This is a genomic window from Bdellovibrionota bacterium, assembly GCA_035292885.1.
Taxonomy (GTDB): Bacteria; Bdellovibrionota_G; JALEGL01; order JALEGL01; family DATDPG01; genus DATDPG01.
This window is the reverse complement of the sequence record DATDPG010000189.1, coordinates 50,907-76,063: the sequence shown is the minus strand read 5'-3', so window position 1 is coordinate 76,063 and position 25,157 is coordinate 50,907. Positions and strand designations below refer to the sequence as shown.

Genomic DNA, 25,157 nt, shown 5'->3' with positions numbered 1-25,157 from the left:
CCCGGTTTTTGCGGGAGGTCCCGGTACAGCGTGGTCCGGTTGCGTCCGGCTCGCTTTGAGACATAAAGCGCCTGATCTGCGGCATCGATGAGCTCCTGTGGTGATTGTGCTTCGGAGGGAAAATTAGCTACGCCCACGCTCACGGTGACCTTGCCTCCGGGCTGATTTTCCGCGTGAGGGAAAAGGGCGCTTTCGATGCTTTTTCGAATTCTTTCCGCCTTGATTCGTCCGCCTTCAAGGGGCGTCTCGGGAAGAAGAATCACGAACTCTTCCCCGCCGTATCGAGCCACGATGTCCGACGCGCGCAAACGCGCCGATTCCAACTTGAGCCGAGAGGACTGCGTCAAAAGATGCGCGATTTCTCTCAATAAGTCATCCCCGGCGGGGTGTCCGTTGGCGTCGTTGTATTTCTTGAAGTGGTCGATATCGAAAAAAATGAGCGTCAGCTCGTGCTTCGAGCGCTCGGCGCGAGCGAACTCTTCGCGCATTCTTTGCTGAAACCCGCGATGGTTGTACAGGCCGGTGAGGCCGTCCCGCAGGGTCAGGCCTCGCAACGTTTCGTTCAGCGCCTCCAGGTCCTTATTGGCTCTGAAAAGCTGCTTCGATTGTTCGTCGAGGTTTTTCATGAGCAGGTGTTCCTGTTCCCTTAGCTGCGCGTTGGCTTCTTTGAGCCGGCTTACTAATTCTTGGTTCTCGACCATGAGGCGCTGGAGCTCGATGGTGGTTTCAATCTCCTTCCGGAGTTCTTCGGCGCGCCACGGCTTCTTGATATAACGGTGCACGGATCCCTGGTTTATGGCGTCGATCACGCTTTCGATATCGCTGTACCCCGTGATGAGGATGCGGATGGCGGTTGGGTTGCGCTTCAGCGATTCCGCGAGAAACTCCGTGCCGAGCATTTTCGGCATTCGCTGGTCGGTGAGAATGATGGAGAAATCGTGGTCTTCCATCAGCAAAAGCGCCTTGGTACCGGAGTCCGCGGTGTGTACTTCGTAATCCTTTCGAAGAACTCGCTGAAGAAGCTCTAAATTATCGACCTCATCATCGACCACGAGGGCCAAAGGCTTGCTTTGCCCGGCTTTGACGACGTGAAGACTCGATTGCGCCGTCATAGGTTTTGCTCCCGGAATTGTTTTTCCATGTATGAAAAATAGGGGTTCGTCGGTTTTTCTTTTTTCAGAAGCTTTAGCGCCTCTTCGTAGACCGAGGTATCGATGTATTTTGTCACGTCTTGATTCGAATGAATAAACCCCGTTTCGTTCATCATATGCCAGAACTTCACAAATCCGTTTTTCAAAGGGTCGGGATTCAGTTGGAAGTTGGGATTGGTCAGTGAATCGTGGACTTCCTTCTGGGGATAGCCGGTGTATTTTGCCACGGTTTCAATCGCTTTCGCCGGGTGTTTGACGAAGAACTCGTGTGATTTAATCACGGCCTTCATAAACCGTACATATTTCTCGCGGTGGGCTTCCAATTTCGGCCGGGTGGTGATGACTCGGCAACAGGGGTGGTAGGGAAAAAGCTCAACGGTATTGTACACCACGGCGAGACCGTATTTCTTTTGCGCGGTCAGATGAAGCGGCGCGTAGGTGTCTCCGGCGTCGATGCTCCCTTTCGCGATCGCTTCCACGATTTCCTCGTGACTGTTGAAAATCTTCCACTTAACCTCTTTTTTGGGATCGATTCCCTGTTTCGAAAGAAAATAGGAAACAATCATGGACGTGAGAACCGTGCCTCTGGGTCTCCCGATGGTGATGCCGCGGAAATTCTTAGGATCCTGTCTGAGCTTGAGCGCCAGATCCGGCTTCGCGATTAACATCGATCCCCCGGCCAGCATGCCCCCGATGACCACGAGGGGAACGCCTTTGGCAATCGCTTCATGCGGCGATCCCCCGCAGACCGCCCCCGAGAAAACGCTGGCTCCTTCCTTCAAGAAGGGTTCCAACCCGCACGCGTGTTTCACCTGATCGCTGTACGAGTGGTTGGTGGCGACTAATTTGATCTTGAAGCCTTCTTGCTCGAAATAACCCTGCTCGACCCCAATCAGGTAAAGGCAGTGATAAAGCGTATTCCAATAGACGACCTCCACTTCCTCCAGCGCCGCCGTGCTCGAGGACGATTGTTTCTCCAGGACGAAAAGAAATTCCACCCGTCGATTTGCCCGGTCGGATGGATGGGTTGAATCGAACAGAGCGGCGGCTCCCTTGGCTTCCACCTTCAGGCGTTGCGCGCCGATTCCGAGTTTCAAGAGATGATCCCGCACCGCCTCCGCGCGTTGTCGGCTCAAAGCGACGGCATCGATATTTTCGCCTTCTTGCCCGGCGCTCCCATCGAGTTCGAGAATGGCATCCGGATTGGCCTTCATGAGTTCGGCCACCCGCTTGAGTGCGTCAAGCGTGGAAGCCGAAAGTCTGGAACTATTCAGTTCAAAGAACACCGGCTGGAACGTGAGCTCATTGGTCGCAGCCGGAGAGACGGAGACGGGGCCCAGACTGATTCCAAGCCACATCCATAACCAGAGCCATTTCGCGTTCTGAATCATGAAATTTGAGGATGTCAACCGCGCGGCGTAATGGGCCGTCCTTCTATTATCTCCGATCGCGGGAGACAAATCGACAGCTTCTTTTAAGGGAAGAGCGCATGCAAAATCATGTGATATCAATAGGTTGGGTCCAGACAACGTTTACGCACGTTTCGAAGGGTTAAGTGGGAGGGTTATGTGGGAATGTTGTTCTAAGAAGTAAACAGCCGCATATTCATGTAGTGTAATCAGCATAGTTCATGCCACCTTCCTATTCTGAACGACGGCGATGTCCACGTTTTCGTCTGCCCCCGCTTTTTCGCTTGAAGGCCCGCATCCGAGAGATGGGGAAACCCGAGACTCATTATTTTTCCGTGGAGAATTTAAGCATGGGGGGACTTAAGCTCGTATCGGGCAAAGGTGTTTGCTTTGATGTCGAGAAAGATTCCCATCTCGAAGTCATGCTCTACAGCGGGACCGTCTCGCTGCGATGTGTGTCACGAGTCATCGAAGGTGTTCATATCGAAGCTGTCCCGACGGGAGAGGGCGGTAGAAAATGCGTGCAAATTGCTTTGGAGATCATCGGGATTGACGAGAAAGGCCGTAAAACATTGGGGGATTTTCTCGAAAAGGCGGCCGCCAACGCCGCCCTGGCGGGCCGGGTTCAGAAAGAAGCCTCCGGAGAATGAGGAGGTGCAATCGGAAGAATCACGCGGAACGTCGTGCCTTTTTTCAGCGTGGAGCCGACCTCGATGACGCCGCCATGGCGTTCCACGATCCCGTATGAAATGGAGAGCCCGAGTCCGGTTCCCTTGCCCACGTCTTTCGTCGTAAAAAAAGGATCGAAGATTTTTTTTAAATTCTCCGGCGGGATTCCGATTCCGTTGTCTTCAATTTCAATTCGCACATTTTCGCCCTCCACGGACGTTCGGATCCAAATGTCCCCGTTTTTTTCGATCGCCTGAATCGCATTGTGCAGGATATTTATGAACACTTGGTTGAGCTGGTTTGCCATGCACCGAATCTTGGGAATGGCGCCATAATCACGATGAATCTCCACCCGATCTTTGAATTCATGGCGCAACAGCGTTAGGGCCATATCCAGATCTCCGTGCAGATCGGTCTCCTTGAACTCCGCCTCGTCCAATCGCGAGAATGTTTTAAGCCCCTGGACGAGATCCGCGGCGCGGTCGCTTCCAGTTCGGATGCTTCGTATGAGCTTCGCCATATCCTCCAAGAGAAAGTCGATATCGTGCTTCTTAAGGGTTTCTTCGAAACGTTGCTTAAGGGGAGGGGAATCGCTAACGATTTTGCGGATCGCCTCGACCGAATTCCTCAGTTGGCCCGAATACTCCTCCATGGAGTCCAGGTTTCCTGAAATAAAATTGATGGGATTGTTCAGTTCATGCGCGATACCCGCCACCATTTGTCCGAGAGCCGACATTTTCTCGGAGTGCACGAGCTGGGCCTGAGTGTGCTTCAATTCGTTCGTGCGGATTTCGACAAGCCTCTCCAGCTCTTCCTTCGCACGTTTTTCCTTATCCAGCAGGACCTTATATTTCGAATGGATTTGAGCTTCATCCGTTACATCTCTATGCATCTCGAGCACCGCCACGACGTCGCCTTTTTCATCTCGAATGGGGACCGCCGTCACAATCAGGTTCAACAGCTCCCCGGCGCGCGTTTTGCCTCGGACTTCATCGAAACGCACCGGGGTGCCCGATTCAAGGCACTTCTTCAGTATGCAGTCGTTTTCACAGATTTCCATGTTCACAAAAGTCCGGCAAAAACTTCCCGGAAGCGTCCTCATTTCTCTCGCGTCCACGGAGTGAATTTTCAGGAATCCGCGATTGAATTCGAGGATATTTCGTTGAAGGTCAAGGACAAAGGCGGAATCGGTGATCCCCTTGGCCAGGTGACTCAACGGGGACTTGAAAGAGCCGGGAGCTCCCACGGGATGGTTCAGGATTGCTTGGCGAGGTGTTCAACCACATTCATGGGAACCGACCGAGTCTTCTGATGTTGAAGAAAATAAAAATATTCATCTTCAATATCGTTGAAGGTGAGCGCCTGCGAACAATGGGCGCAAGGGTACGTCGGCAGAGTGGGCATCTCCTCCGGCGTGGCTCCTCCCGGGAGCGAATAGAGCTTGGTGTCGCTTTTGCCGCACTTCTCGCAATAGTACGGAAGGTACACGGAATAAACGATTCCTCCTCCGCCGAAATTGTTGATCATATTGAACTGTTCGACCATGACCGAAGGACAGCGGTGAAAAACGATCTGCCGAACCTTTGAATGGATCTCCTTCATCACGTTGATCCATTGGCGAATGCCGTAGGAATTGATTCGCTTGACCTCCTTTAAGTCAAAAACCACGATCGGCTTGAGATTCTCTTTGAGGCCTTCAATATGGCTGTCTTCCGTGATATCGCCTTGCAGGCTCACCACGAGCATGTCGTTGATCTCGGCGCGTTTTGTCTGGAGGGCTTCGGTCATATCCCCGCCTTTTATCTTATAAAGATGTTAAACGATTTCGTTCGCATTTTTGTGTCCCGGTAACTTGTGCGGATATCGATGAGTCCGATGGTTTCGGTCATCTTACCCGGTTCGATGTTAATGATCATCTGGGAGAGGGACTGAAAAACCATATAAAATCCCACGCCCGCTCCGCCCGCTTTGGTGTCAACCTGGTTCTCATCGTGGAGGAAACACTTCTTCAGATATTGCACGACCGTTTGGGCTCTCAACGAGCCGAAATGGTCGCGGCACGCGATCGCAAAATATCGGCCGTCACTTCCGTATCGGAGGGTCGCTTGGTCCTTTGACGACAAGGTGACCCGTTCGCTTCTAGGTTTATGGGCGTACAATGATTTTCCATCCGCGCCGATGGGAGCGTCGTACAGCGCATTCATGAGGAGTTCGTCGGCGACGACTTGCGCGGCCTTTACGAAGCGTGCGTCGCACTTCAGTTGTTCGACAAAGCGTCCCACTCGAGCGACCTGATCCGTTTTTTCCAAAGAGTCATGCACGGGTTCTTCCTCGAGATGAGCTCCCCACGTCAGATATTTTTCCATGCCGAAGATGTCTTGCCGAAGGAGCTTCTCGGTGGTGATCATCAGCTCCGCTTCACTGACTTCGTTGTTGCGTGCGATCAGGTTTCTCAGCTGGTCGTGGGAGAAGAGGTGAATCAGGTGCTCCTTTTCTTTTTTCTGGGAAAGGAGCACGGTGGGGCAGTCCTGTCGCGATAATAATTGATTGGCCAGCGCCCGAACGGATTCTCCGCCTTCGTCGTAATTCAGCAAAACGAGATCGCACCCCGCCGCCAGGTAGCGCTGTGCATCATCCCCGCCGGACGCGACGAAAACATTGCATCCGGTAGCCGCAAGTGCGCGGTGTACGGTTCGCTGGAGTGCCGGGTCCTCGGCCGGATTCAGAAATAAAATGCGTTTATTTTTCACTTCGTTATGTGTCCGAATTAAGGCCAACATGTTATCAATAAAGGTGCTCAAGATCCAGCTTTAGGCCCATGAATCGATTCGGAGAACTCTCGCTGAAGACCAGACTGGTTGCCGCCTTCGGTGGAGTGGTGTTGGTTTCCGCCCTCTTGAGTTCCATTGTTTATTCGGTGGCGCTCGTCACCACGATGAAAAAATCGGCCAAGGATAAGATCGAGGAAACAACGAAAGTGGCGCTGACCCAGATTGACCAGAGAGGTCGCGGGCTTGAAATTTACGCCGATCTCATCTCCTCGGACCAGACCTTCGGCCAAGTTCTTTCGTTCGACAGTTCACTGGGGATTTCGCAGAAAATCGAGGAATTTCGGCAATTGAGCCAGGCGGACGTGGTGGCGTTTGTCCCTAAGCCGGAACGTTACGTTGAAATAAAGGAGAAGGTGTTTTTGAGTTCCGGAAGCGAGGCGCTGGCTCCGTTCTTAAAGACGTCGGCCCCGGTGCTGAAATTAATGTCTTCGGACAGTGCGATCATCAGGCGCGGCTGGCTCCCGCTGGATGGGGAGATCTACCTTCTTGCGATGAAGCCGGTGCTTCATTTTGGAGCCAATATGGGGATTATCATCCTGGCCTTGCGCACCCACGATTCGTTCGCCAAAGATATCGCGTCGGCGACCGGCACGGACATCATTCTTTTTGACGAGAAGAAGATCTTCGGCTCCTCCATTCAGCCGGCCGGGGCCCCGGTGAGGGAGTTGCCGAACCAGACGGAGTACGCCGGCGGCGGATCGAGTCACAAATTGGTTGAAAACTTCGAGATTGGGGGGATGTCGTACCTTGCCTTCTTTGTACCCCTTCTGGACTTGAACGAGAAAAGGGCGGCCACCTTGGCCATCGAGGTTTCGAATAAAGCGATTCGCGAAACGAGGAGCAAGACATTGCGTCAAGTCCTTCTGGTTGCCGCGCTGGCGGCGTCCTTGTCCGGCGTGATCGGCTATTTTCTGGCGAAAGCCATTTCCACCCCCCTTCACAGGATTACCCAGGGAATCTTGAGCATCATCGATCGTGGGGACCTGGGAATTCGAATCTCCGGAACGTTCGGCGCGGAAATGGGAATTCTCACACGCTCCTTCAATCGGCTGCTCACCCAACTTCAGGACGCTCACGAAAAGTTGGCGGCGAGTGAAAGGCGGATGAAGCAAGAACTGACTATGGCTTCCACAGTGCAGGAAATGCTCTTCCCGGAACGCGTGAAGAGCTTTTCCAAGCTCGAACTCGCAAGTTTTATCGAGAGTTCAACCGAAACGGGAGGCGATTGGTACGGGTATACGGAAGATCGGGCGGGGCAAAACGTCTCCGTGATGATCGGGGATGTGACCGGCCACGGCATGTCCGCCGCGCTCATCACGGCGATCGCCAATGGATTCTTCAAAGGAGTCCAGGAGAGTGAAGGGGCCATCCGGAAGATGCTTCGAGAGATGGAGGACGGCACCGGCCACTCCGTGAACGGCGACGTCTTTCTCTCGCGTGTCCAACATTTGCGCGATCAGGGTACGCTTTCCATGGCCGATCTACTGGCCCTTCTCAACCAAATGATTCTCGATTCCACCAAAGGGAGCATTCTGATGACTTTTTTTGCGTCGGTATTTGATTCAACGAAGTCGGAGCTTCGGTACGCGAACGCCGGCCACAACCGGCCGTTTCTTTGCCGCCCTCAAACCGATGGCGAGATGCGGGTGACCGTATTGCCGAGTCCTCCCAGCAGCCGCCTGGGTGAGATATTGGACGTGAAATTCTTGGAAAATTCGGTTCCCATCCAGCGCGGGGATGTGCTGATCTGGTACACCGACGGGCTCCTGGAATGCGAAAATCAGGCGGGCGAAATGTACGGAAAACGCAGAGTACTCAATATTTTGAGAAAGGCCGGATCGTTTTCGGCGGAAGATATTCGAAATGCGCTGGTCACCGATGCCTACCAATTTTTCGGCGATCAACCACGGAAGGACGACATCACGCTGGTGGCCGGCAGAGTGAGCTAACCACGAATCGACGAGGTGAGCCGGAACACCCCGAAAGTAGGTATATAATGGCCGTCCTCACGCCGATGATTTCAATCTTTCGCTCCTACGCCAGATGGCTCCACACTCAGTGGCCCGCGGGGGGCGTGGAACGGCGACCGGATGTTCGCCGGGACGGCTCCACGCGCGTTCCCGGCCTTTACGTCGTGGGTGACGTCGCGGGACGGCCGCTCCTTAAGATCGCGGCCGACCAAGGGGCGCTCGCCGTCCGGACGATTCTCACGGACCGTTCGTTTTCACGGGGCCACGCACGGGAAAGCCCGGAACTCTTCGACGTCATCATCATTGGAGCGGGTGTGGCGGGTGTTTCCGCGGCATTGGAAGCGAAGAAGGCGACCCTTCGTTATCTCCTGCTCGAAGCGTCGGAACCGTTTTCCACGCTGGCCAACATGCAAAACGGTAAGCCGATCTATCTTTACCCCGAGAACCTTCGTCCATTGAGTTCGCTGACCTTCACGGAGCGGGCTGAAACCAAGGAATTACTTCTCGACGAATTGCGCGAGCGGGTGACACAAGAAGCGATCGTGATTACGCCGGCGAGCGCCCGTCGCGTCGTTCGCAAGGACAAACTCCTCTTCGTGGAGACCCGTGAGGGCGCGGTCCACATCGCCAGGCAGGTGATTGTAGCGATCGGACGAACGGGAAATTTCGTCAAGCTCAAAGTCCCGGGAGAGAATCTCCCCAAGGTCTTCAACCGGCTTTACGAGCCCGCTTCGTTCGCCGGACGTGATGTCCTTGTTGTCGGCGGCGGCGACAGCGCAGTGGAAGCCGCCATCGCTCTGGCAAACGCGGGCGCCAGAGTCACCCTCAGCTACAGAGGCGCCGACCTCTGGAGGCCCAAACCGGCGAACCTGGCCAGGCTTTGCGAGACGGAAGGAACGAACCTCGTCGTTCGGACTTCCACACAAGTGAGGGAGATTACACCGGACTCCGTCGCGCTGACGAACACCGGCAATGAGACCGATGTCCTGCCAAACGACGCCGTTTTTTCAATGATCGGTCGCGAGTCCCCTCTCGACTTCTTTCGGAGGTCGGGTGTCCCGATCCGCGGAGAGCGGACAGTCGCGTTTTGGGCTACGCTCGCCGGCTTCCTCCTCCTCGCGGTCTTGCTATTCCACTGGAAAACACCGAACGACGTCTTTCCACTCTATCGGATGTTTGAAACTCGCGGATGGTTCCCCTTCAATCTCGAAGGCATTCTCGGCCGTCACGCGCCGGACAATCCGCAAAGCCTTCGCTTCACGCTGGGAGGCTCCGCGTCGAGGCCGAACTTCTACTACACGTTCGCGTACACATTGGTGATCCTGATTTTCGGCCTGCGGCGGATGCGCCGTACGCGAACGCCATACGTCCGCGCGCAAACCTGGACGTTAATCGCCGTTCAAGCTCTGGCCCTCTTTATCCTGCCGGAAATTCTTCTGCCGTGGGCCGGCCACAACGGCTGGTTCACCCACGGAACGTTCGGCGGACGCGTCGCCGACCTTTTTTTCGAGGCGAATGACGCTGCGGGATATGACCGAGCCTACTGGCGCGCTTACGGGTTCATTCTCGCGTGGCCTCTCTTCATCTGGAACGTCTTCACGGAAAAGCCGATGTGGGGCTGGCTCTCCGTCTCCTTCCTCCAAACCTTCGTTCTGATTCCCTGGATGATCCGGTTCTGGGGAAAGGGCTCGTACTGCGGATGGATCTGTTCCTGCGGCGCTCTCGCCGAGACGCTGGGAGACGCCCATCGATCGAAGATGCCGCACGGTCCTTTCTGGAACCGCCTGAACTTCCTGGGCCAACTGATTCTGGCGGCGGCGATGATTCTCTTCGTGCTTCGGGTCGGCGGATGGATCTGGCCGGGCTCGGCGTTCGAGAGGCTCCACTGGCTCTTTCTCTTAAAGATTCCGTTCTTCCACTACAGCTGGTTCGTCGATCTTCTCCTTTCCGGAATCTTGGGCGTCGGTCTCTACTTTTGGTTCAGCGGGCGCATGTGGTGCCGCTTCGCCTGCCCGCTCGCCGCGCTCATGAACATCTACGCCCGTTTCTCCCGCTTCCGGATCTTCGCCAAGAAGGAAAAGTGCATCAGTTGCGGTGACTGTACGGCCATCTGCCACCAGGGAATCGACGTCATGAGCTTTGCAAGTCAAGGCTTGCCGATGCGCGACCCTCAGTGCGTGGCCTGCAACGCGTGCGTCGACGTTTGTCCGACACACGTCTTGAGCTTCGGTCGAACGGAAGCCGGCGTCCCGGTTGACGCACCCTCAAAAGGTCCCGTGTAAACTTACCTTCCCCCCTCTTTGTCTTCGTGACGAGGCAGACTCCGCGGTTCGCTTCCCTCGCATCGGACGGCTCAACCCACCGGGACGGGACGCGATGTTATGGAGCCGCGCGGCCTAAGCGGCGGCCTTTGGCGTATTCACGTAGGTTCGGGTCTTTCAACGTGTCGTAGGCCAACTTGAACCAGGAACGAATCTGAACGATCTTTGTCTTAATCTCCTCGTCCTGAATTTGCTTCGCTTCCGAGGAGGAATAACGGGAGGAGCACTTTTCGTACGCCGTTGTCAATGCCGTGTCGGCCGCGTTTTCGTCCAGGCCGAGCAGTTCGTAAAAATCCAGGCGTCGCAGCCGCTCGAAATCCTCCGCCACCCATTTTCTCAGAAGTTCGAGAACTTCTTGATTGGCGGGTGTCGGCGGCTTCGGAGCTGCGCGAAACTCGGGTTGACTGACATCCGGTTGCGCCGTGAAGTCAAGAACGGCCCAGCCGGCGATGATCAGGGAATAGGCGGCCGAAATCACTTTCTCTCGGGACATCTGGAGACTTGCCGTGAGCTTTCCTATCGATTGGGGAGTCGAAACCACATGAAGAATCCGAAAAATATGGGGCGGAACGACGGCATCGGGAGGGGGCATTTTTACGCGGCGGAGCGCGCTCGAATTATCAAGACCCATCCAGGAGCTGATAAGCGTCGCGTCATACCATTGCGCGATTCCCGAAAAAACGATCTGGTACGTGTTCAGCGGAACCATCAGGATGCCCCTGGGCCAGTCTGTGCCGGGCGTGAATTCGAAAGTTCCCTCGAACCATGGAAACGTGCCGAGAAGTTTTTCCTCCTGGTGTTCCACGAGAATCGCCGCCAGAACCGGAGCATCGAGCATACCGCCGGCCACCATGATTTCTCCATGGTGGATGTCGCTCTCGGCCAATTCCTCCAGCGATTGAGCCAGGTCGGCCGGCGCGATCTTCCCCTTCTTCACCAAGAACGGTCCCAGGCGTTCCGAGGGGAGGGAGGACTCCACAAAAAAAGGATGCCCGTTTCTCATGTAGACCAATTTATGTATGTCGGCTCTTTTCAAAAGAAGCGTGCCGGTGGCTTGTTGTTCCAAAAGGCTCAACAAGATTTCAGGCACAAGGTATTCCGTCAGCATTCCCTGTCTCGGCAACGTACCGACCTGCCGCCGTTCGGGGTGCGCCCGGTGGATTTCCAATCGATGAATGTAGTGATGGAGTTTCGCCTTGGTTTCCGAATCCAGGTTGATGAACTGAATTCCATAGCCGGCGGTTCGTCCCACTTCCTTCGCTTTTTTCGGATCCAAACGGTACGCCACCTTTCCGACGACGTGGAGAGATTCCTGGATTCCGGGGATTTCAAGCTGAGCCCGAATTTCGCTCCCGGGTTCGAGGGGTTGCTTGGTCGCCAAATACATTCCCCCGCGGCTCAGGTTTTGGGTGTACTCCATGAGAAATTCCTGGCCGCTTTGGAAGCGGACGCGGTGAAATATTTCAAACCGCTCTTCCACGCCGCGAGGAGCGACCTCAAGCTGAGTTCGCATCTTTGCGATGAATCGAAGGTATTCTTCCGGCGCGGCCGAGAGTTCGATGCCCATCCCGGCGCTCTCTCCAAAAAAGTCCCCCCCTTCGGCCAGCTCATAACTCCATGCGACGTGGCCTTCGAGGTCCACGACGCGGTTGTCGGCGAGTCGCACGGGAATCATGATCTGACTGCCGACGGGTACCAGGCGGCTCGTTCGAATAAACAGGCCGGACTCGGAAAGATTCACGACGGTGCCTTGGCCCGAAATCTTCTCGGTCTTAAAGTGAATTCGGGCCCGTCGGCTGATTCTGGATAACTTGCGGCGTTCTTTACCCATCGAACGTTGAAATGCCTGGCACTCCCTCAGGCGAACCTCGTCTCCCTCTCTTGGCGGTAGTCCGGATCACGATAGAATTAGTTTATTTCAAACGAGATCGGAAAGGAAAGAAACGTTGGTGGCGACGCTGGAAGCTCTTATCACGAAAAAAGGCGGAATCTCACCGAAAACGCTTTTTGGGGTTGCCGCATCGTATCATTTGAGTAGGATGGTCTTTATGAGGGAGATTCGTCGAGCGTTCGGGCTCGTCCTTTTCTTTGTTTCCACGCTGGTTGCGTTCGTGCCGGCGTTCGCCGGTCCCGGCGATTACAGCCTTCGGGTGAAAGCGGGACCCTCCTTCAATCTTCAAGACTGGGAAAACCAGGGTCGGATCGGCGCCGAGTTCGACTACGACTTCGGTTACAACCTGGGATTTAACATGATGGCGTCGTTCGGAATCAGCGACGAGTTTCGGTTTCAATTGATTCCCGCCGTTCGGTACGACTATCTCTACATCGGCCCCGCGGCGCTCTACGGAATATTTGGAGCGGGTTACGGCGTGTATAAAACCGAGAACGCGTTGGATCTGCGTTTTAGCACGGGGGTGAAATTTCCGTTGGGAGATCGATTCGAATTCAGCACGGATGCCAACATATTCATCACGCCGGCGGGAACCCCCGGCACACCGGTTACGTTCGACTGGCTCATCGCCCTCGGAATGCGGTTTCATTGAGTCTTGTCGCTTCCGCCGGCCTCATACCGGTTCCAATAATGATCTAAATCATGGCGCTCCCGGTTATCGGGAAGATCGTTGCTGGATAAATCTCACGCCCAAAACCTTGTGAAATGGACAAATCATCCAGAAACGAAACGAGAAGCGCGGCCGCCGAATGGAAAAAAGCTCTTGTTTCCTTCGTCACCGGCCTGTTCGCGTTCGAATCACTGACCGGTCTCCTGATTTACTTCGGGCCGTTTTCTCTTTCCAACCAGTTCGCGGTGCTGCTTCATACCGTGGTTGGCATCCTGTGGCTTGTGCCTTATGCGGTATATCAGTGGACGCATTGGCGGGGGGTTCGCTCGCAGCGCCTCTCGCATTTCAAGTTGATCGGCTACGTGACTTGGGTGGCGATCACCGTGTGCGGCGTTTCAGGAATTGTTCTGACCGTGGAAGCCACGTGGGGGACGCGGATCGGTTATCCGTGGAGACTTACGCATATCGTATCCTGCTTCGCTTCACTCGCCCTCGTCATCACGCACGTAATGACCGTGCTTGTGGCTCACCTTCGGACGGAGGAGATGGAATCGGGCCCTCAAATGCGCGGGGCCCAGAGGGTATTTTTTGTAAAGACCGGCGGCGCACTGGCCGCTATGCTGGTGGCGTGGCTCGGGGCGTTTGCGCTTTACCGGCCGGTGGACACCCATTTCAATTTTCCCGCGGACTATAGCTATCGATACGGGAAGGATCGGCCGTTCGCGCCGTCTCTGTCACGCACGGCTACCGGCGGCGCGATCCATCCCCGCACGCTGGCGGATTCGGAGAGTTGCGGGGATTCAGGCTGCCATGTCGAGGTCGTCAAAGAGTGGATTCCGAGCGCCCATCGTTACTCCTCGATGGACCCTCTGTTCCAGATCATTCAGAAAGTGATGGCGAAAAACGAAGGGGCGGAATCGACCCGCTATTGCGCGGGATGCCACGATCCCGTCGCTCTCTTTTCAGGAAGCAAGAACATTTACGAAAAAGACTTGACTTCCTACGGAGCGAACGAAGGGGTCTCGTGCTTGGTCTGCCATTCGATTGAGAAGACCGACGTGAAAGGGAACGCCGATTACGTCATCGCCGAACAGAAGCGATACGCTTTTGAGTTGAAGGAAGGAAAAACGAACCGTTTCCTCGCGAATTTCCTTATCCGAGCCTACCCGGATCACCATATCGGCAGTTATTCCCGCCCATTTTATAAAACTCCGGAGTATTGCGCCGCCTGCCACAAACAGTTCATCGACCAGGAGATCAACAAGGTCGGCTGGGTTCAACTGCAGAACCAGTACGATAACTGGAAAGCCAGCCACTGGAGCACCGGGCGCACCGGAAACGACGTGATTACTTGCCGCGAATGCCACATGCCTCTGGCCGAGCATTCCGGAGATCCGGCGAGCGGGGATTCCGCGGATTACAATCGGAGCCCGAGTGACGGCAAGCACCGGTCACATCGTTTCCTCGGTGCGAACCAGTTCGTTCCCGGAATGCTCAAGCTTCCCGGTTGGGAGAAACACGCGGCTCTCATCGAGAGCTGGCTCCAAGGGAAAGTCCCGATTCACGAAATCGAAAAGAAATGGGCCAACGGCGCCGCGGTCGATTTGAAGATTGAGGCCCCCGAAGTCGCTCACACCGGATCGGAGTTCGTCTATAAGGTGGTGGTCCATTCGAACAAGGTCGGCCATGACTTCCCCACCGGGCCGCTGGACATTATCCAGGCCTGGGTCGAAACGGAAGTCATCGACGATTCCGGCCGCGTGATCTACGAGTCCGGCCGGCTCGACGCGAACCATTTTCTTCCCAAAGAGGTCTTCTTGTTCAAGGCGGAAGGGATCGACAAGTTCGGAAATCTGATCGACCGCCACAATCTTTGGGAAATGATCGGCGCCCGTTTCCGGCGATCCCTCTTTCCCGGGTTCACGGATGCGGCGGAGTACCGTTTTCTCTGTCCCGACATGCCGCGCTTGAAAGGCGCATCCCGGCACTCTCCCTCTGATGAGACCCACAAAATGGTTGTGCCGGCTACGGCCGGCCAACTCCGGATTTCGGCGAAAGTGCGTTACCGCAAGGTGGATCAATTCCTTTTGAATTACGCGTTGGGTCCCGAAGCGAAGGTGACGGCGCCGGTCACGGACATGAGCCAAGTGGAGCAAAGCATTCCGGTCCTCTTGGCGGCAACTTCAGCCAGGAAATGAGCCGGAAGAAACGTCTGCGTAACGCCTGGATGATTGTGGGCGTAATCATTCTGGGAAGCGCTCTTTTTGTGAGTGCAAATCTGCGGCTTCGCAGGGGCAAGCCGCTGGTGCCCGATCAACCTGTGGAAGGCGTAAGTGACAAACTTAAAAGGGATCTTCCGCCCGGCGTCCCCGATGTCCGCTTCACGGACGTCGCAAGGAGAGCCGGGATCGGCTTTGTCCATTCGAATGGAAAGCGCACCTCCATGCTTCCGGAAGATATGGGTTCAGGCGCGGCATGGGGGGACTACGACAATGACGGCAATTTGGACCTCTACATTGTGAACCACGCCGGGCCGTGGTCTCCCGATTTTCATGTCACGCCGGATATGCCCGCCAATGCGCTTTACCACAACAACGGCGATGGAACGTTCACCGATATGGCTCAGAAGGCGGGCGTCGATCTTCGAGCGTTTGGAATGGGCGTGGCATGGGGTGATTACGATGCCGACGGATATCCCGACCTATACGTCACAAATGTCGGGGGAAATGTTCTCTTCCACAATGACGGAAACGGCCGTTTTACCGACGTGACCGCCCGTACGGGGGTGAAGGGGGGCGGCTTCGGCGCTACCGCGATCTGGAACGATTTTGACGGCGATGGATGGCTGGACATCTATGTCACCAACTACGTCGAGTTCGTCTTCGACCCGAACGATTATAAGCGGGGGTCGTCGCAGTGGGGATACTCGCTGCCGTTCACGATCAATCCTTCATCGTACAAACCGGCGCGCAATCTCTTCTTCCGGAACAATCACGACGGAACGTTCACGGAAATCGCCCGTAAGCTTGGCGTCGATAATCCGACGGGGCGCTCGCTCTCCGCCTCTTCCGCCGACCTCGATAACAACGGCTGGCCCGATATCTATATCGCCAACGATATCTCCGCGAGCGCCCTCTTTCTCAACGAACGGGGAAGAAAGTTTGTCAATCGAGGCGCGCAGGCATGGATCGCCGAATATCGCGGATCGATGGGGCTCGCGATCGGGGATGTCGATTTTGACGGGGATCTGGACGTTTTTATTTCTCATTGGCTTGGGCAGGAAAACAGCCTCTACCGGAATCTGCTCTTGGAGAACGGGGGGAAGGAGCTCCATTTCACCGATATCGCCGACATGGTCGGCCTTGGCGCGGTCGCCCTTCCGTTCGTGGGATGGGGAGCGGAGTTTTTCGACATGGACAACAACGGCGAACTGGACGTCGCGGTGGTCAACGGAAGCACGCTGCAGGATTCGGCCGACCCGACCCAGCTTGTTCCGCAAAAGAATTTTCTCTTCTGGAAGAAAGGGGCGGAGGGGTTTTTTGATATCGGCGACATCGCGGGACCCGCTTTTACGGAGCCGAACGTCGGCCGGGGGCTCGCCGTGGCCGATTACGACAACGACGGCTTGCTGGATCTCCTGGTTACACGCAACCACGGACCGGCGATGCTCCTTCACAACGAGACGAAAACTCAAAACCATTGGCTGACCGTTCGCCTGCATGGGCCGAAAGGGAATCCGACGGGAACCGGCGCGAGGGTCCGGCTTTCTGCAAACGGGCGAACGGCATTGCGCGAAGCGGGAACCAGCCCGTCGTATTTGAGCCAACACAGCCCCGACCTCCATTTCGGTCTCGGTTCCACGACAACGATCGAATCGCTGGAGGTCACCTGGCCTCATGGGCCAACACAGAAGTGGAGCCAGGTTCCCATCGATCGTATGACGGTCGTGGAATACGGACGAACGGAACTCAAAGGTAGCGCGAAATGACCGTCTCCAAGACCGCCGGAATGAAACTTCTTTTGGCCGGAGGCGTTGGCGTCGCCGCGCTTACGATAGCGGTGAAGCTCTTCAATCGACCTCCTGAGGCGCTCCGTATTCCCGAAAAATCCTCCTTGTCGGAAACGGAGAAATCAAGAATCCAGAAGCTTTGGGCGTTCTATCGCGAGGCACAGAAGGCACAGCAGGCAGGCGAATCCGAACGAGCGATCGATCTCTTTGAAAAGGTTGTCTCGCTCGACCCTCAACATGAAAACGCTTTTTTTGCCCTCGCAGAACTTTATTCCGGAGAAGGGAAATACGATCTCGCCCTTTCCGCCTTGGACCGGATTCGTGAAACGGACACGCGCAACGCTCGCGTCTTTTTTCAACTGGGCGTTCTTCGGTCGACACCGGAACCCGGCGCCCCCCTGGATCTTGAGCGTGCCCTCTCCGATTTCGAGACCGGATTTCGTTACAACCCCGAGGATTCCGGACCCTTTGTACGCCTGGCCCGTCTCCATATTCAACGAGGGGAGTGGGAAGACGCCCAAGCCGCCGCCGCCATCGCGGAGAAGCGGAATCCGAACGGCTTCGAGGCCAGTCACCTGCTTGGACTGCTCTCGCTTGCCCGGGGCGATGTCAATTCGGCCCGGCGTTCCTTCGCGAAAGCGCTCACCCGATGCCGTGGAGAAAAACCGATTCGGAATGTGTTAAGCGAGGGGGACACACTGTCGACGGGAAAAGAATTCGATCTTCTCGATTCACGGACCATTCGAGATCTTTTCGCCTTAAATCGCCTCGGCCGGCCGCCGGGAAATCCGGACGTCGTTTCCGATTGGATGTTCTTGAAAGGCCCGTTTCTTCCGCCGGCGGCTCAACTCTTTTCCGTCCGAAAGATTTCCGCCGCCGGATCGCGTGGAACTTGGGTGGATGTACACGGTGACTCAAAAATCGATCTTGTGATCGGAGGATCCCCGGCCTCTGTCTATACGAATAAAGGCGGGGGCGAATGGTCACATCCCAAACCGCTGTCGCCGAGGGGAGGCGATCCCGTTCGTCCCGCGTTCGCCATCGTTCCCGGGGATGTGGACGGTGACGGACACGCGGATTTATACGTGGTGGGAGCCGGATGGAACGGTACAGCCGCCGACCGGCTCCTTCTTTCACGTAACGGTGAATTTGAAGATGGAACCCAAGTGTGGGGAATCGCCGGCGCACGCGCCACGGCGACGGCAAAACTCGTGGATGTCAATGCCGACGGGCGCGCCGACTTGGTTCTGGGCCTGACTCGGCCGGAACAAGGTTCCACGCTGGCCGTTTGGATCAACACGGGCCGTCGTTTTTCGCGGCTTCCGTCCTCCCAACTTCCTTCGTGGACGGCTCCGGTGGTCGGGATCGCGTCGGCGGATCTGCACGGCGACGGAACTACCGAACTGTTCGTCTCGTTTTGGAAACAACATGGACACCTCCTTACGTACAAAACCGGCCGCGGGTTCGTCGATCTTACGGAATCCGCCGGCCTTCAAAACGCACCCACCGGACTTTCATCCGCTTTTCTCGATTTCGACCGGGACGGCCGTATCGATCTTTTCGTATCCGCATATGGGAAAAACGAGGAACTACTCCGTTCCCGATTCACGGGAAACGCGGGAACTTCACCCGTTCACATGGCGCTTTTCCGTCAGGTTGCACACGGAAGGTTTGTAAACGCGAACCAATTTTTGCCGGATATCGGGGCGGACGTTATGGAAGCCGCGGCAGGCGACTTCAACGGGGATGGATATCCCGATCTCTATCTCGCCTGCGGCGGGATGGAAATAGACCATTTCGAACCCGATCTTCTCCTGATGAATGAAAAAGGGGGATCGTTCAGAGCACGGCTTCCCTCACCGCTGGACAATGCACTCCCGTGGAAGAGCACGGGTGTCGCGGCTGAGGACATCGACGGCGACGGGAAAACGGATCTTTACGTGGCCAAGGCGGGCATTCTTGCGGGCGATCGGTGGCCGGGACTCGTTCTGGCCACACGGAGGAATACAAACTGAAAACCGGAATCGTATTCTTTTTGATTTGTTTTGCCGCCGTGCGCGCGTTCGCGGAAGATCAATCGTTTCTCTACCTCGATCTCAATGCCTCCGGTGTAATAACCGCCGAAGGAAAAGTTCTCTCGGCGACGAAATTCGCCCACTTCCAGCCGACCGACCGGATTCCGCGCAACTACGTTGGAATCGAATACATCCGGATCTTCGATCACGAATCCTCCGGAACCGGATTGTGGCCTTTGCGCCTGGCCACGATCGACCTGAACCCTCATCTTGAACTCGATTTCGATCCGCCGTTCTCCAGCTGGAAGCAGCCGTCGGCGTCGGATGTGGAGTTCCATCCGATGCGCGTGGATTTCAATTCCGATACGAAAAAGCTCAGCCTTAAACTTATTCTGCACGACTTTTGGATCCGTTTCGAACCGAAATTACATCCGCGGATGTCCCTTCTCCTGGGGCATTTCGACATCCCTTACGGCGTCAACCCGGTGATGTCGCCGCGCGGAGGACAGTTCCTGATGCCTCCGGAGATCGATGATATCGGTCTGAAGAAAGACTGGGGAGTTCGCTGGAAAGCGCCGCTCGGCGAATACGACTATGAGGTCGCGTTGACGACCGGCGGCGGACTCGGATTGCATGACCCCGACTGGTTCGATTCGAAGCGACCCTCGGCCTATTTAGCCAGCGCGCGAGTCGGCGCTCCTACGTATTGGCGCTTCCAGTACGGCCTTTCGGGACTGTATGGAAAGCTCCCGCGTCTGATGGCTGACGAGAAGCTTTTCGGGCCGCCTCTTGAACGATGGCGTGTAAACGTTGATACCTTCTACAAATATATGGAACACACGATCGTCATGGCGCAAGCCGGAGTGGGACGAAATAGCAACCCACCCATGCCCAAAAGCTTCCATCCCGACGACACGACGACCCTGGCGGGCCATGTCGTCGTCGATTACATTCCACCAGGCTACCAGCAGCTTGAGTTCAAGTTTCAAGTAAAGAGCATCTGGGCCGATTTAGGCTCCACCTCTAAGGATCATACCTACTCCGTTGCCGAAGCCGCCTACTCACTGAGCAACTCAACGACGCTGCGGCTGGACTACGTTCATGATTTCAGAATCCCCGTGATGATGGGCCCGAAAGACGATCAATTCTATTTCACGTTGAACTATTACGAATGAAGAGGGGAAGAAAAGGGCCATGAAAGATTGGAAATACAAGAAAAGGACAATGCTCATGGAGACGGCGCTTCTCCTCGTCCTGGCTTGCTCGGAGCGGCTCACGATTCCGGGCCGTTCGAATCCGGAAAGCCAATGGGCGGGACGATGTCATTTCAGCGATGCCACCGAAAAAGCGGGCCTGAGGTTTGTTCACACGTGGGGAAGCCCGCGGATGAGAAACATGGTCGACTCTGTCGGATCTGGAGTCGGCTTTTTCGACTACGACGGGGATGGCCAAATGGATATCTTTCTCGCGCAGAGCGGGGGCGGGGAGAGCAGGCTCTACCGGAACGAAGGGAATTGGACGTTCACCGATGTCACCGAAAAGGCCGGCCTCAAGATCGCGGGGTACGGCATGGGGGTGGCCGCGGCCGACTATGACAACGACGGCCATCAGGATTTTTTCGTCACCTCCTACGGCCGGAACATTCTTTTTCATAACAGCGGCAATGGCACGTTCACCGACGTGACCGAGAAGGCGGGACTCGAAGTCGTCAATGCGTTCAGCACGCAGGCCGCCTGGGCCGATATCGATAATGACGGGCACCTCGATCTTTACGTTACGCACTATATTGATTACCGCCCCGAGATGAAACATGTTCATGCCGGGGCGCTGTCCAAACGGGAAGGATTCAGTTTCTTCCCCGGCCCGCGCGACTACGACGCGGTTACAGACACGCTCTACCGAAACAACGGGAACGGAACGTTCGAGAATATTACGGAGAACGCGGGTCTTTCACCCGGCGGCAAGGGGTTAGGGGTGGCGTTCTCCGATCTCGACAACGACGGGGATCAAGACATTTTCGTTGCGAATGACCGGACACCGAAGTTCTTGTATGAGAACGACGGGAAAGGCCGTTTTCGCGAGCATGCGTTTCGGAGCGGCGTGGCCGTAAGTGAAGACGGCGAAGCGACGGCGGGAATGGCGGTCGCCGTGGACGATTTCGACGGCGACGGCCTCCTCGACCTTGTAATGACCAATATGATCTTCGAGTTCAACTCCTTGTTTCGCAACGAGGGGGGCATGCGTTTCCGGGATATCGCTCGCGCGAGTCATTTCGCCGAGGATTCGTACCGCTTTGTGGGGTTTGGCGTCGCGTCGCTCGACATCGACAACGACGGATGGCGGGACATTTTGGTCAACAACGGGCACATGGTCGACTACATCGACGCGTTTTCTCAAAGTATGACGTCCAAGCAGGAACGCCAGGTTTATCTCAACCGGGGGGGCGGACAGTTCTCCGATGTCACTCGTGATTGCGGCGATGTGTACGCCGTTCGCAAGCTCGGCCGGGGCCTGGCTTACGCGGATGTCGACGACGACGGGAAAATGGATCTTCTCGCGGCCGACGCCGGTGAACGGCCCGCCCTCTACCACAACGCGACCAAGAACTCGGGACATTGGTTGCGGATTCGCGTTTCCGGGCGCAAAAGCAACCGGGACGGAATCGGCGCGAAGATTTTCGTGACTGTGGGCGACCGCACACAAATCCAGGAGGTTCGAGCGCAGTCGAGCTATCTCGCCACGAACGATCCGCGAAACCTCTTCGGCCTGGGAGAAAACGACGGCGCGGATGCCATTGAACTTCGTTGGCCGAGCGGCCGGATCGATCGCATCGGCCCTACGAAAGCCGATCAGACGATCTTGATTGAGGAAGGGGTCGAACTAAAAGAGACGGCTCCATGAGGGCGTTGTCTCTTGCCTGTGGAATGATCCTCCTTTTGACGGTACAAGCGTTTGGAGATGTCCATACGCTTGCGACCGCGCGCAATCTCGGACTCGCCGAATATCAGAACGAGGAATACGCCCGTGCCGCGGTTCACTTTCGGGAGGCGGTCCGGCTTGCGCCCACCTCTCTGGACGACCGGATTAATCTCGCGATCTCGCTTCTCTACGCGCGCAACCATGAACCGGCGCTTGCCGACTTGAACGAGGCCAGACGCCTTGAACCGAAATCTCCCCACGTCGCGTACCTGGCCGGTGTGACGCAGGCGCGTCTTGACCGGTTTAAAGAAGCCGGAAGGGAGTTCGAAAGACTCTTGTCCCTCGATCCCCTCTGTGTCGCCGCGCATTACAATCTCGGTGTCGCGTTCAAGAAACTCGGTCGACTGGCGGAGGCCGCTCACCAATGGGAGGAGACCATCCGCCTCGATCCGGACCACGGGCCGGCGCATTTTCAGTTATTTAATTACTACACCGGCCGCCGTGAAGCGCTGCGGGCGCAGCGGGCCTTCAAGGAGTACATGCGAACGAAAGAAAAAGGTCTCGGGCCCGGGACCTCGTTGTCCGAGGTTGAAAAATCACGGTACATGGAATTGATCGCGTCACCGGCCATGGCGAAGGGGAACCGCTCGGATGAAATCTCCGTCGTGTTCAGGGATGCGACAGCCGCAAGCGGTCTCGCGGGAATCCGGGCCCCGTTCGTGCGTCTCGCCGACATTGATGACGATGCATTCCCCGATCTCATCGCGGGGGCTCAAGTTTATCGAAATCGCAACGGTCGTCTGGCTGGCCCGGTAATTCCCCCGGGGATCGATCCTTCCCGCACGAATTGTGCCGATGCCGCCGACTTCAACAACGATGGCAAGCTCGACCTCGTGTTCTGTTCGGGAAAACGGCCTCTGCTTCTGATCGGAAACGGCGATTTTACATTTAAGGAGGCGAAGCCGCTTCCGGAATGTGCGGCCGGGACGGCGCCTCGGCATGCGCGTTTCGTGGATCTCGACCATGAAGGAGATCTCGACATTCTCGTTGTGTGCGTCGCGGAGAAAAACGCCTCCTCGCGCGTTCTGGTTCTGCGAAACAACGGAAATGAAACGTTTGCGGACATCACTCACACCTCAAGAATCGTCGCGGGAAAAGGGGCGATCGTCGACCTGCTGTTCACGGACGCCGATTTCCACAACGACATCGACGTGCTTCTCCCTTCGGGCCAGGGAGATCACCGGCTTTTTCTCAATAATCGGGACGGAACATTTCGCGAGATGGCCCGGAAGTCGGGGCTTTCCGACATGCCTGGCGCTAACTTCGTGGTCGTAGGAGATATCAACGGCGATGGCGCGCCGGATCTTATCCTGTTCGGCACCGATGCCGTCGGAATCTGGAACAACGTCGGCGACGGCCGCTTCATAAAGGATGCCGGCTTGCGGTTTCCGGCTCGGACGGCACAACCCACTCCCCCGAATTTTGGCGTTCTTGCCGATTTGGACAACGACGGCGACTTGGATCTTCTGGCGTTTGGGTCGAAGAGCGCGCTGTATCGAAATGACGGCGCCGGAGCCTGGAGCGAGCCTGAGGAAGCATCCCTTCAAGGGTTGACGATCCCTCCCGGAAAAGGAAACGGGACAACCGCGGATGTCGATAACGATGGCGATACGGACGTCATCGTCGCATCCGAAGGAAAAATCATCTATTTGCGCAACGACGGGGGGAACGCGAACCGTTCGATTCGGCTTCGTCTCTTCGGCCGCAAGAACAATATGGACGGTTACGGTGCGAAAGTCTGGATCAAGGACGGACCGTTTTATCTTCTTCGTGAAACGTTTGAGCGTTGGATCGATCTTGGCGTCGGCAAGCGAAAGAAGTTGGATGTCGTCGGACTTCGTTGGCCGACCGGCATTACGCAAAATCTTCTCGATGTGAAGGTCAAAGAAAAGGAGCCGCTCCGGTTCGAAGAGCGGCCGGGGTTAGCCGAGTCGTGTCCGTTCCTATTCGCCTTTGACGGTTCCGGATTTCGATTTATTACGGATATTCTCGATACGACCCCGCTCGGAATTCAACTCGTTCCCGGAGTTCCGTTCGAACCCAACCATCGGGAGGCCGTACTCATCGACGGGAAACGGCTTCGCGAGAAAAACGGCCTTCTCTCGATCCGGATTACGCAGGAGTTGGCGGAGATCACGTATCTCGACCGCCTCCGCCTTCATGCTTTCGATCATCCGAAAGAAACCCGCGTCATTCCGGGAGACCGGTTTTCCGAGCCTCCGTACAAACCTTTCACGGTCTACAGCGTAAGCCAACCATCGCCACCACAGACGGCTCTCGACGGCGCGGGTCACGACATTCGCCGGGCGCTCATCGCTGCGGATCGGGTTTACGCGGAGGATGTAAAGCCGGTGAATCCGAAGTATCCCGGATTCACCCGGCTCCATGAGATCGTCCTCGATCCGGGAGATCCCGCCAACTCCGTTCGACTCTGGCTGTTCCTGCGTGGAACCACGCTCTGGCCGGATGCAAGCGTTAACTTCGCCGTCGCGCAGAACCCCGAGATCGCGACGCAGGCCGTGGCGTTGGATGTTATCGGTCGGGACGGCCGCTGGCTTCGGGTGGAAGACGATATCGGTCTTCCCGCCGGAGTGGACAAGTTCCTTCCGGTAAATCTGACGGGACGGATTCAGCATAAGGACAAACGCGTTCGGATCTCGACGAACCTGGCCGTCCTCTGGGATCAGGCCTTTTTTGGAATTGACTCGAATGGCGCCTCCCCTCGACAGGAGACGGACCTTCTCCCGCTCCGCGCCGACCTTCATTATCGCGGGTTCTCCCGGATCTACAGTCCGGATGGAAAACTTCCCGACCTCTACCGTTATGAAATCCTTCAACAGGTCCCCCCGTTCGAAAATTCTCATGCGGGGTACTTCACAGCGTACGGAGACGTGACCGAACTCCTTTACGACGCCGACGACCGGTTCGTCATTCTTGCACCCGGAGATGAAGTCGCCGTCGATTTTCCCTCGGCCGCACTCCCCGCGCTTCAGCCGGGCTGGGTGAGGGACTACGTTCTCGATACCGGGGGGTGGATCAAAGACGGCGATTTCCGAACCGCCCGTCCAAATACCGTCGAGCCGCTCCCTTTTCACGGTATGTCGGCGTATCCGCCGGCCAAAAATTACCCCGATGATAAACTTCACCGGCGATATCTTGAAGACGATCAAACGCGGTCATTGGCGGCGGAAGGAGAAAAAAATGGGAGATGATCCGCGCTACTTTGCGGATGCGCGCCAAAC

At 56.2% G+C, this 25,157-nt stretch carries 16 protein-coding genes; 10 read left to right on the top strand and 6 right to left on the bottom strand.

The window, feature by feature from the left end; genetic code table 11:
* Nucleotides 1-1,112 (bottom strand): diguanylate cyclase (locus VI895_13935; GenBank protein ID HLG20901.1); only part of this gene is annotated, 1,112 nt, incomplete at its 3' end.
* Nucleotides 1,109-2,542 carry an OmpA family protein gene (locus tag VI895_13930; protein HLG20900.1) on the bottom strand — a complete coding sequence of 478 codons (1,434 nt, stop codon included), beginning with the start codon at nucleotides 2,540-2,542 and terminating at the stop codon, nucleotides 1,109-1,111. The genes VI895_13935 and VI895_13930, both read right to left, overlap by 4 nt.
* A 239-nt stretch (nucleotides 2,543-2,781) precedes the next feature.
* On the opposite strand from VI895_13930, the gene VI895_13925 reads away from it, so the two are divergent.
* A complete protein-coding gene (locus VI895_13925; GenBank protein ID HLG20899.1) occupies nucleotides 2,782-3,210 on the top strand; it encodes a PilZ domain-containing protein in 429 nt (142 codons plus the stop codon).
* On the opposite strand, the gene VI895_13920 is transcribed toward VI895_13925, so the two are convergent.
* From VI895_13920 to VI895_13910, 3 genes are read right to left on the bottom strand one after another with little or no spacing between them, the layout of a single operon-like run.
* On the bottom strand, nucleotides 3,186-4,475 hold the full coding sequence (locus tag VI895_13920) for an ATP-binding protein (GenBank protein HLG20898.1): 1,290 nt from the start codon (nucleotides 4,473-4,475) through the stop codon (nucleotides 3,186-3,188). The two genes, VI895_13925 and VI895_13920, sit on opposite strands and share 25 nt — an antisense overlap.
* An 8-nt stretch (nucleotides 4,476-4,483) precedes the next feature.
* Nucleotides 4,484-5,017 (bottom strand): hypothetical protein, encoded by a 534-nt coding sequence (locus tag VI895_13915; GenBank protein HLG20897.1) that lies wholly within the window; start codon nucleotides 5,015-5,017, stop codon nucleotides 4,484-4,486.
* An 11-nt stretch (nucleotides 5,018-5,028) separates the two neighbouring features.
* Nucleotides 5,029-5,979, bottom strand: a complete 951-nt coding sequence (locus VI895_13910) for a hypothetical protein (GenBank protein ID HLG20896.1) — start codon at nucleotides 5,977-5,979, stop codon at nucleotides 5,029-5,031.
* A gap of 68 nt (nucleotides 5,980-6,047) precedes the next feature.
* On the opposite strand from VI895_13910, the gene VI895_13905 reads away from it, so the two are divergent.
* Nucleotides 6,048-8,009, top strand: a complete 1,962-nt coding sequence (locus tag VI895_13905; GenBank protein ID HLG20895.1) for a SpoIIE family protein phosphatase — start codon at nucleotides 6,048-6,050, stop codon at nucleotides 8,007-8,009.
* Between the two features lie 47 nt (nucleotides 8,010-8,056).
* Nucleotides 8,057-10,312: an NAD(P)-binding domain-containing protein gene (locus tag VI895_13900; protein HLG20894.1), complete on the top strand. Its 2,256-nt coding sequence runs from the start codon at nucleotides 8,057-8,059 to the stop codon at nucleotides 10,310-10,312.
* A 97-nt stretch (nucleotides 10,313-10,409) separates the two neighbouring features.
* On the opposite strand, the gene VI895_13895 is transcribed toward VI895_13900, so the two are convergent.
* Nucleotides 10,410-12,182: a TIGR02266 family protein gene (locus VI895_13895; GenBank protein HLG20893.1), complete on the bottom strand. Its 1,773-nt coding sequence runs from the start codon at nucleotides 12,180-12,182 to the stop codon at nucleotides 10,410-10,412.
* A gap of 217 nt (nucleotides 12,183-12,399) precedes the next feature.
* Here VI895_13895 and VI895_13890 point away from each other — a divergent pair, with 217 nt between their 5' ends.
* From VI895_13890 to VI895_13860, 7 genes are all read left to right on the top strand, one after another.
* On the top strand, nucleotides 12,400-12,894 hold the full coding sequence (locus VI895_13890) for a hypothetical protein (protein ID HLG20892.1): 495 nt from the start codon (nucleotides 12,400-12,402) through the stop codon (nucleotides 12,892-12,894).
* 113 nt (nucleotides 12,895-13,007) lie between these two features.
* Complete coding sequence (locus VI895_13885; protein ID HLG20891.1) at nucleotides 13,008-15,110, top strand: multiheme c-type cytochrome; 2,103 nt, start codon at nucleotides 13,008-13,010, stop codon at nucleotides 15,108-15,110.
* Nucleotides 15,107-16,900 (top strand): CRTAC1 family protein, encoded by a 1,794-nt coding sequence (locus VI895_13880; GenBank protein ID HLG20890.1) that lies wholly within the window; start codon nucleotides 15,107-15,109, stop codon nucleotides 16,898-16,900. Before VI895_13885 ends, VI895_13880 begins: the two co-directional genes overlap by 4 nt.
* Nucleotides 16,897-18,936, top strand: coding sequence for an FG-GAP-like repeat-containing protein (locus tag VI895_13875; GenBank protein ID HLG20889.1), 2,040 nt, complete (start codon nucleotides 16,897-16,899; stop codon nucleotides 18,934-18,936). The genes VI895_13880 and VI895_13875 overlap by 4 nt, the downstream gene beginning before the upstream one ends.
* Nucleotides 18,894-20,111, top strand: a complete 1,218-nt coding sequence (locus VI895_13870; GenBank protein ID HLG20888.1) for a hypothetical protein — start codon at nucleotides 18,894-18,896, stop codon at nucleotides 20,109-20,111. Before VI895_13875 ends, VI895_13870 begins: the two co-directional genes overlap by 43 nt.
* A gap of 19 nt (nucleotides 20,112-20,130) precedes the next feature.
* Complete coding sequence (locus VI895_13865) at nucleotides 20,131-21,837, top strand: CRTAC1 family protein (GenBank protein HLG20887.1); 1,707 nt, start codon at nucleotides 20,131-20,133, stop codon at nucleotides 21,835-21,837.
* Nucleotides 21,834-25,127, top strand: a complete 3,294-nt coding sequence (locus VI895_13860) for an FG-GAP-like repeat-containing protein (protein ID HLG20886.1) — start codon at nucleotides 21,834-21,836, stop codon at nucleotides 25,125-25,127. Before VI895_13865 ends, VI895_13860 begins: the two co-directional genes overlap by 4 nt.
* The last annotated feature ends 30 nt before the right edge of the window (nucleotides 25,128-25,157 follow it).

Bases quoted from the DNA above. Each gene is read 5' to 3' on its own strand.
- VI895_13865 (HLG20887.1), top strand. From the start codon at position 20,131: ATGAAAGATTGGAAATACAAGAAAAGGACAATGCTCATGGAGACGGCG.
- VI895_13905 (HLG20895.1), top strand. From the start codon at position 6,048: ATGAATCGATTCGGAGAACTCTCGCTGAAGACCAGACTGGTTGCCGCC.
- VI895_13925 (HLG20899.1), top strand. From the start codon at position 2,782: ATGCCACCTTCCTATTCTGAACGACGGCGATGTCCACGTTTTCGTCTG.
- VI895_13915 (HLG20897.1), bottom strand. From the start codon at position 5,017: ATGACCGAAGCCCTCCAGACAAAACGCGCCGAGATCAACGACATGCTC.
- VI895_13880 (HLG20890.1), top strand. From the start codon at position 15,107: ATGAGCCGGAAGAAACGTCTGCGTAACGCCTGGATGATTGTGGGCGTA.
- VI895_13930 (HLG20900.1), bottom strand. From the start codon at position 2,542: ATGATTCAGAACGCGAAATGGCTCTGGTTATGGATGTGGCTTGGAATC.
- VI895_13900 (HLG20894.1), top strand. From the start codon at position 8,057: ATGGCCGTCCTCACGCCGATGATTTCAATCTTTCGCTCCTACGCCAGA.
- VI895_13875 (HLG20889.1), top strand. From the start codon at position 16,897: ATGACCGTCTCCAAGACCGCCGGAATGAAACTTCTTTTGGCCGGAGGC.
- VI895_13885 (HLG20891.1), top strand. From the start codon at position 13,008: ATGGACAAATCATCCAGAAACGAAACGAGAAGCGCGGCCGCCGAATGG.
- VI895_13895 (HLG20893.1), bottom strand. From the start codon at position 12,182: ATGGGTAAAGAACGCCGCAAGTTATCCAGAATCAGCCGACGGGCCCGA.
- VI895_13890 (HLG20892.1), top strand. From the start codon at position 12,400: ATGAGGGAGATTCGTCGAGCGTTCGGGCTCGTCCTTTTCTTTGTTTCC.
- VI895_13860 (HLG20886.1), top strand. From the start codon at position 21,834: ATGAGGGCGTTGTCTCTTGCCTGTGGAATGATCCTCCTTTTGACGGTA.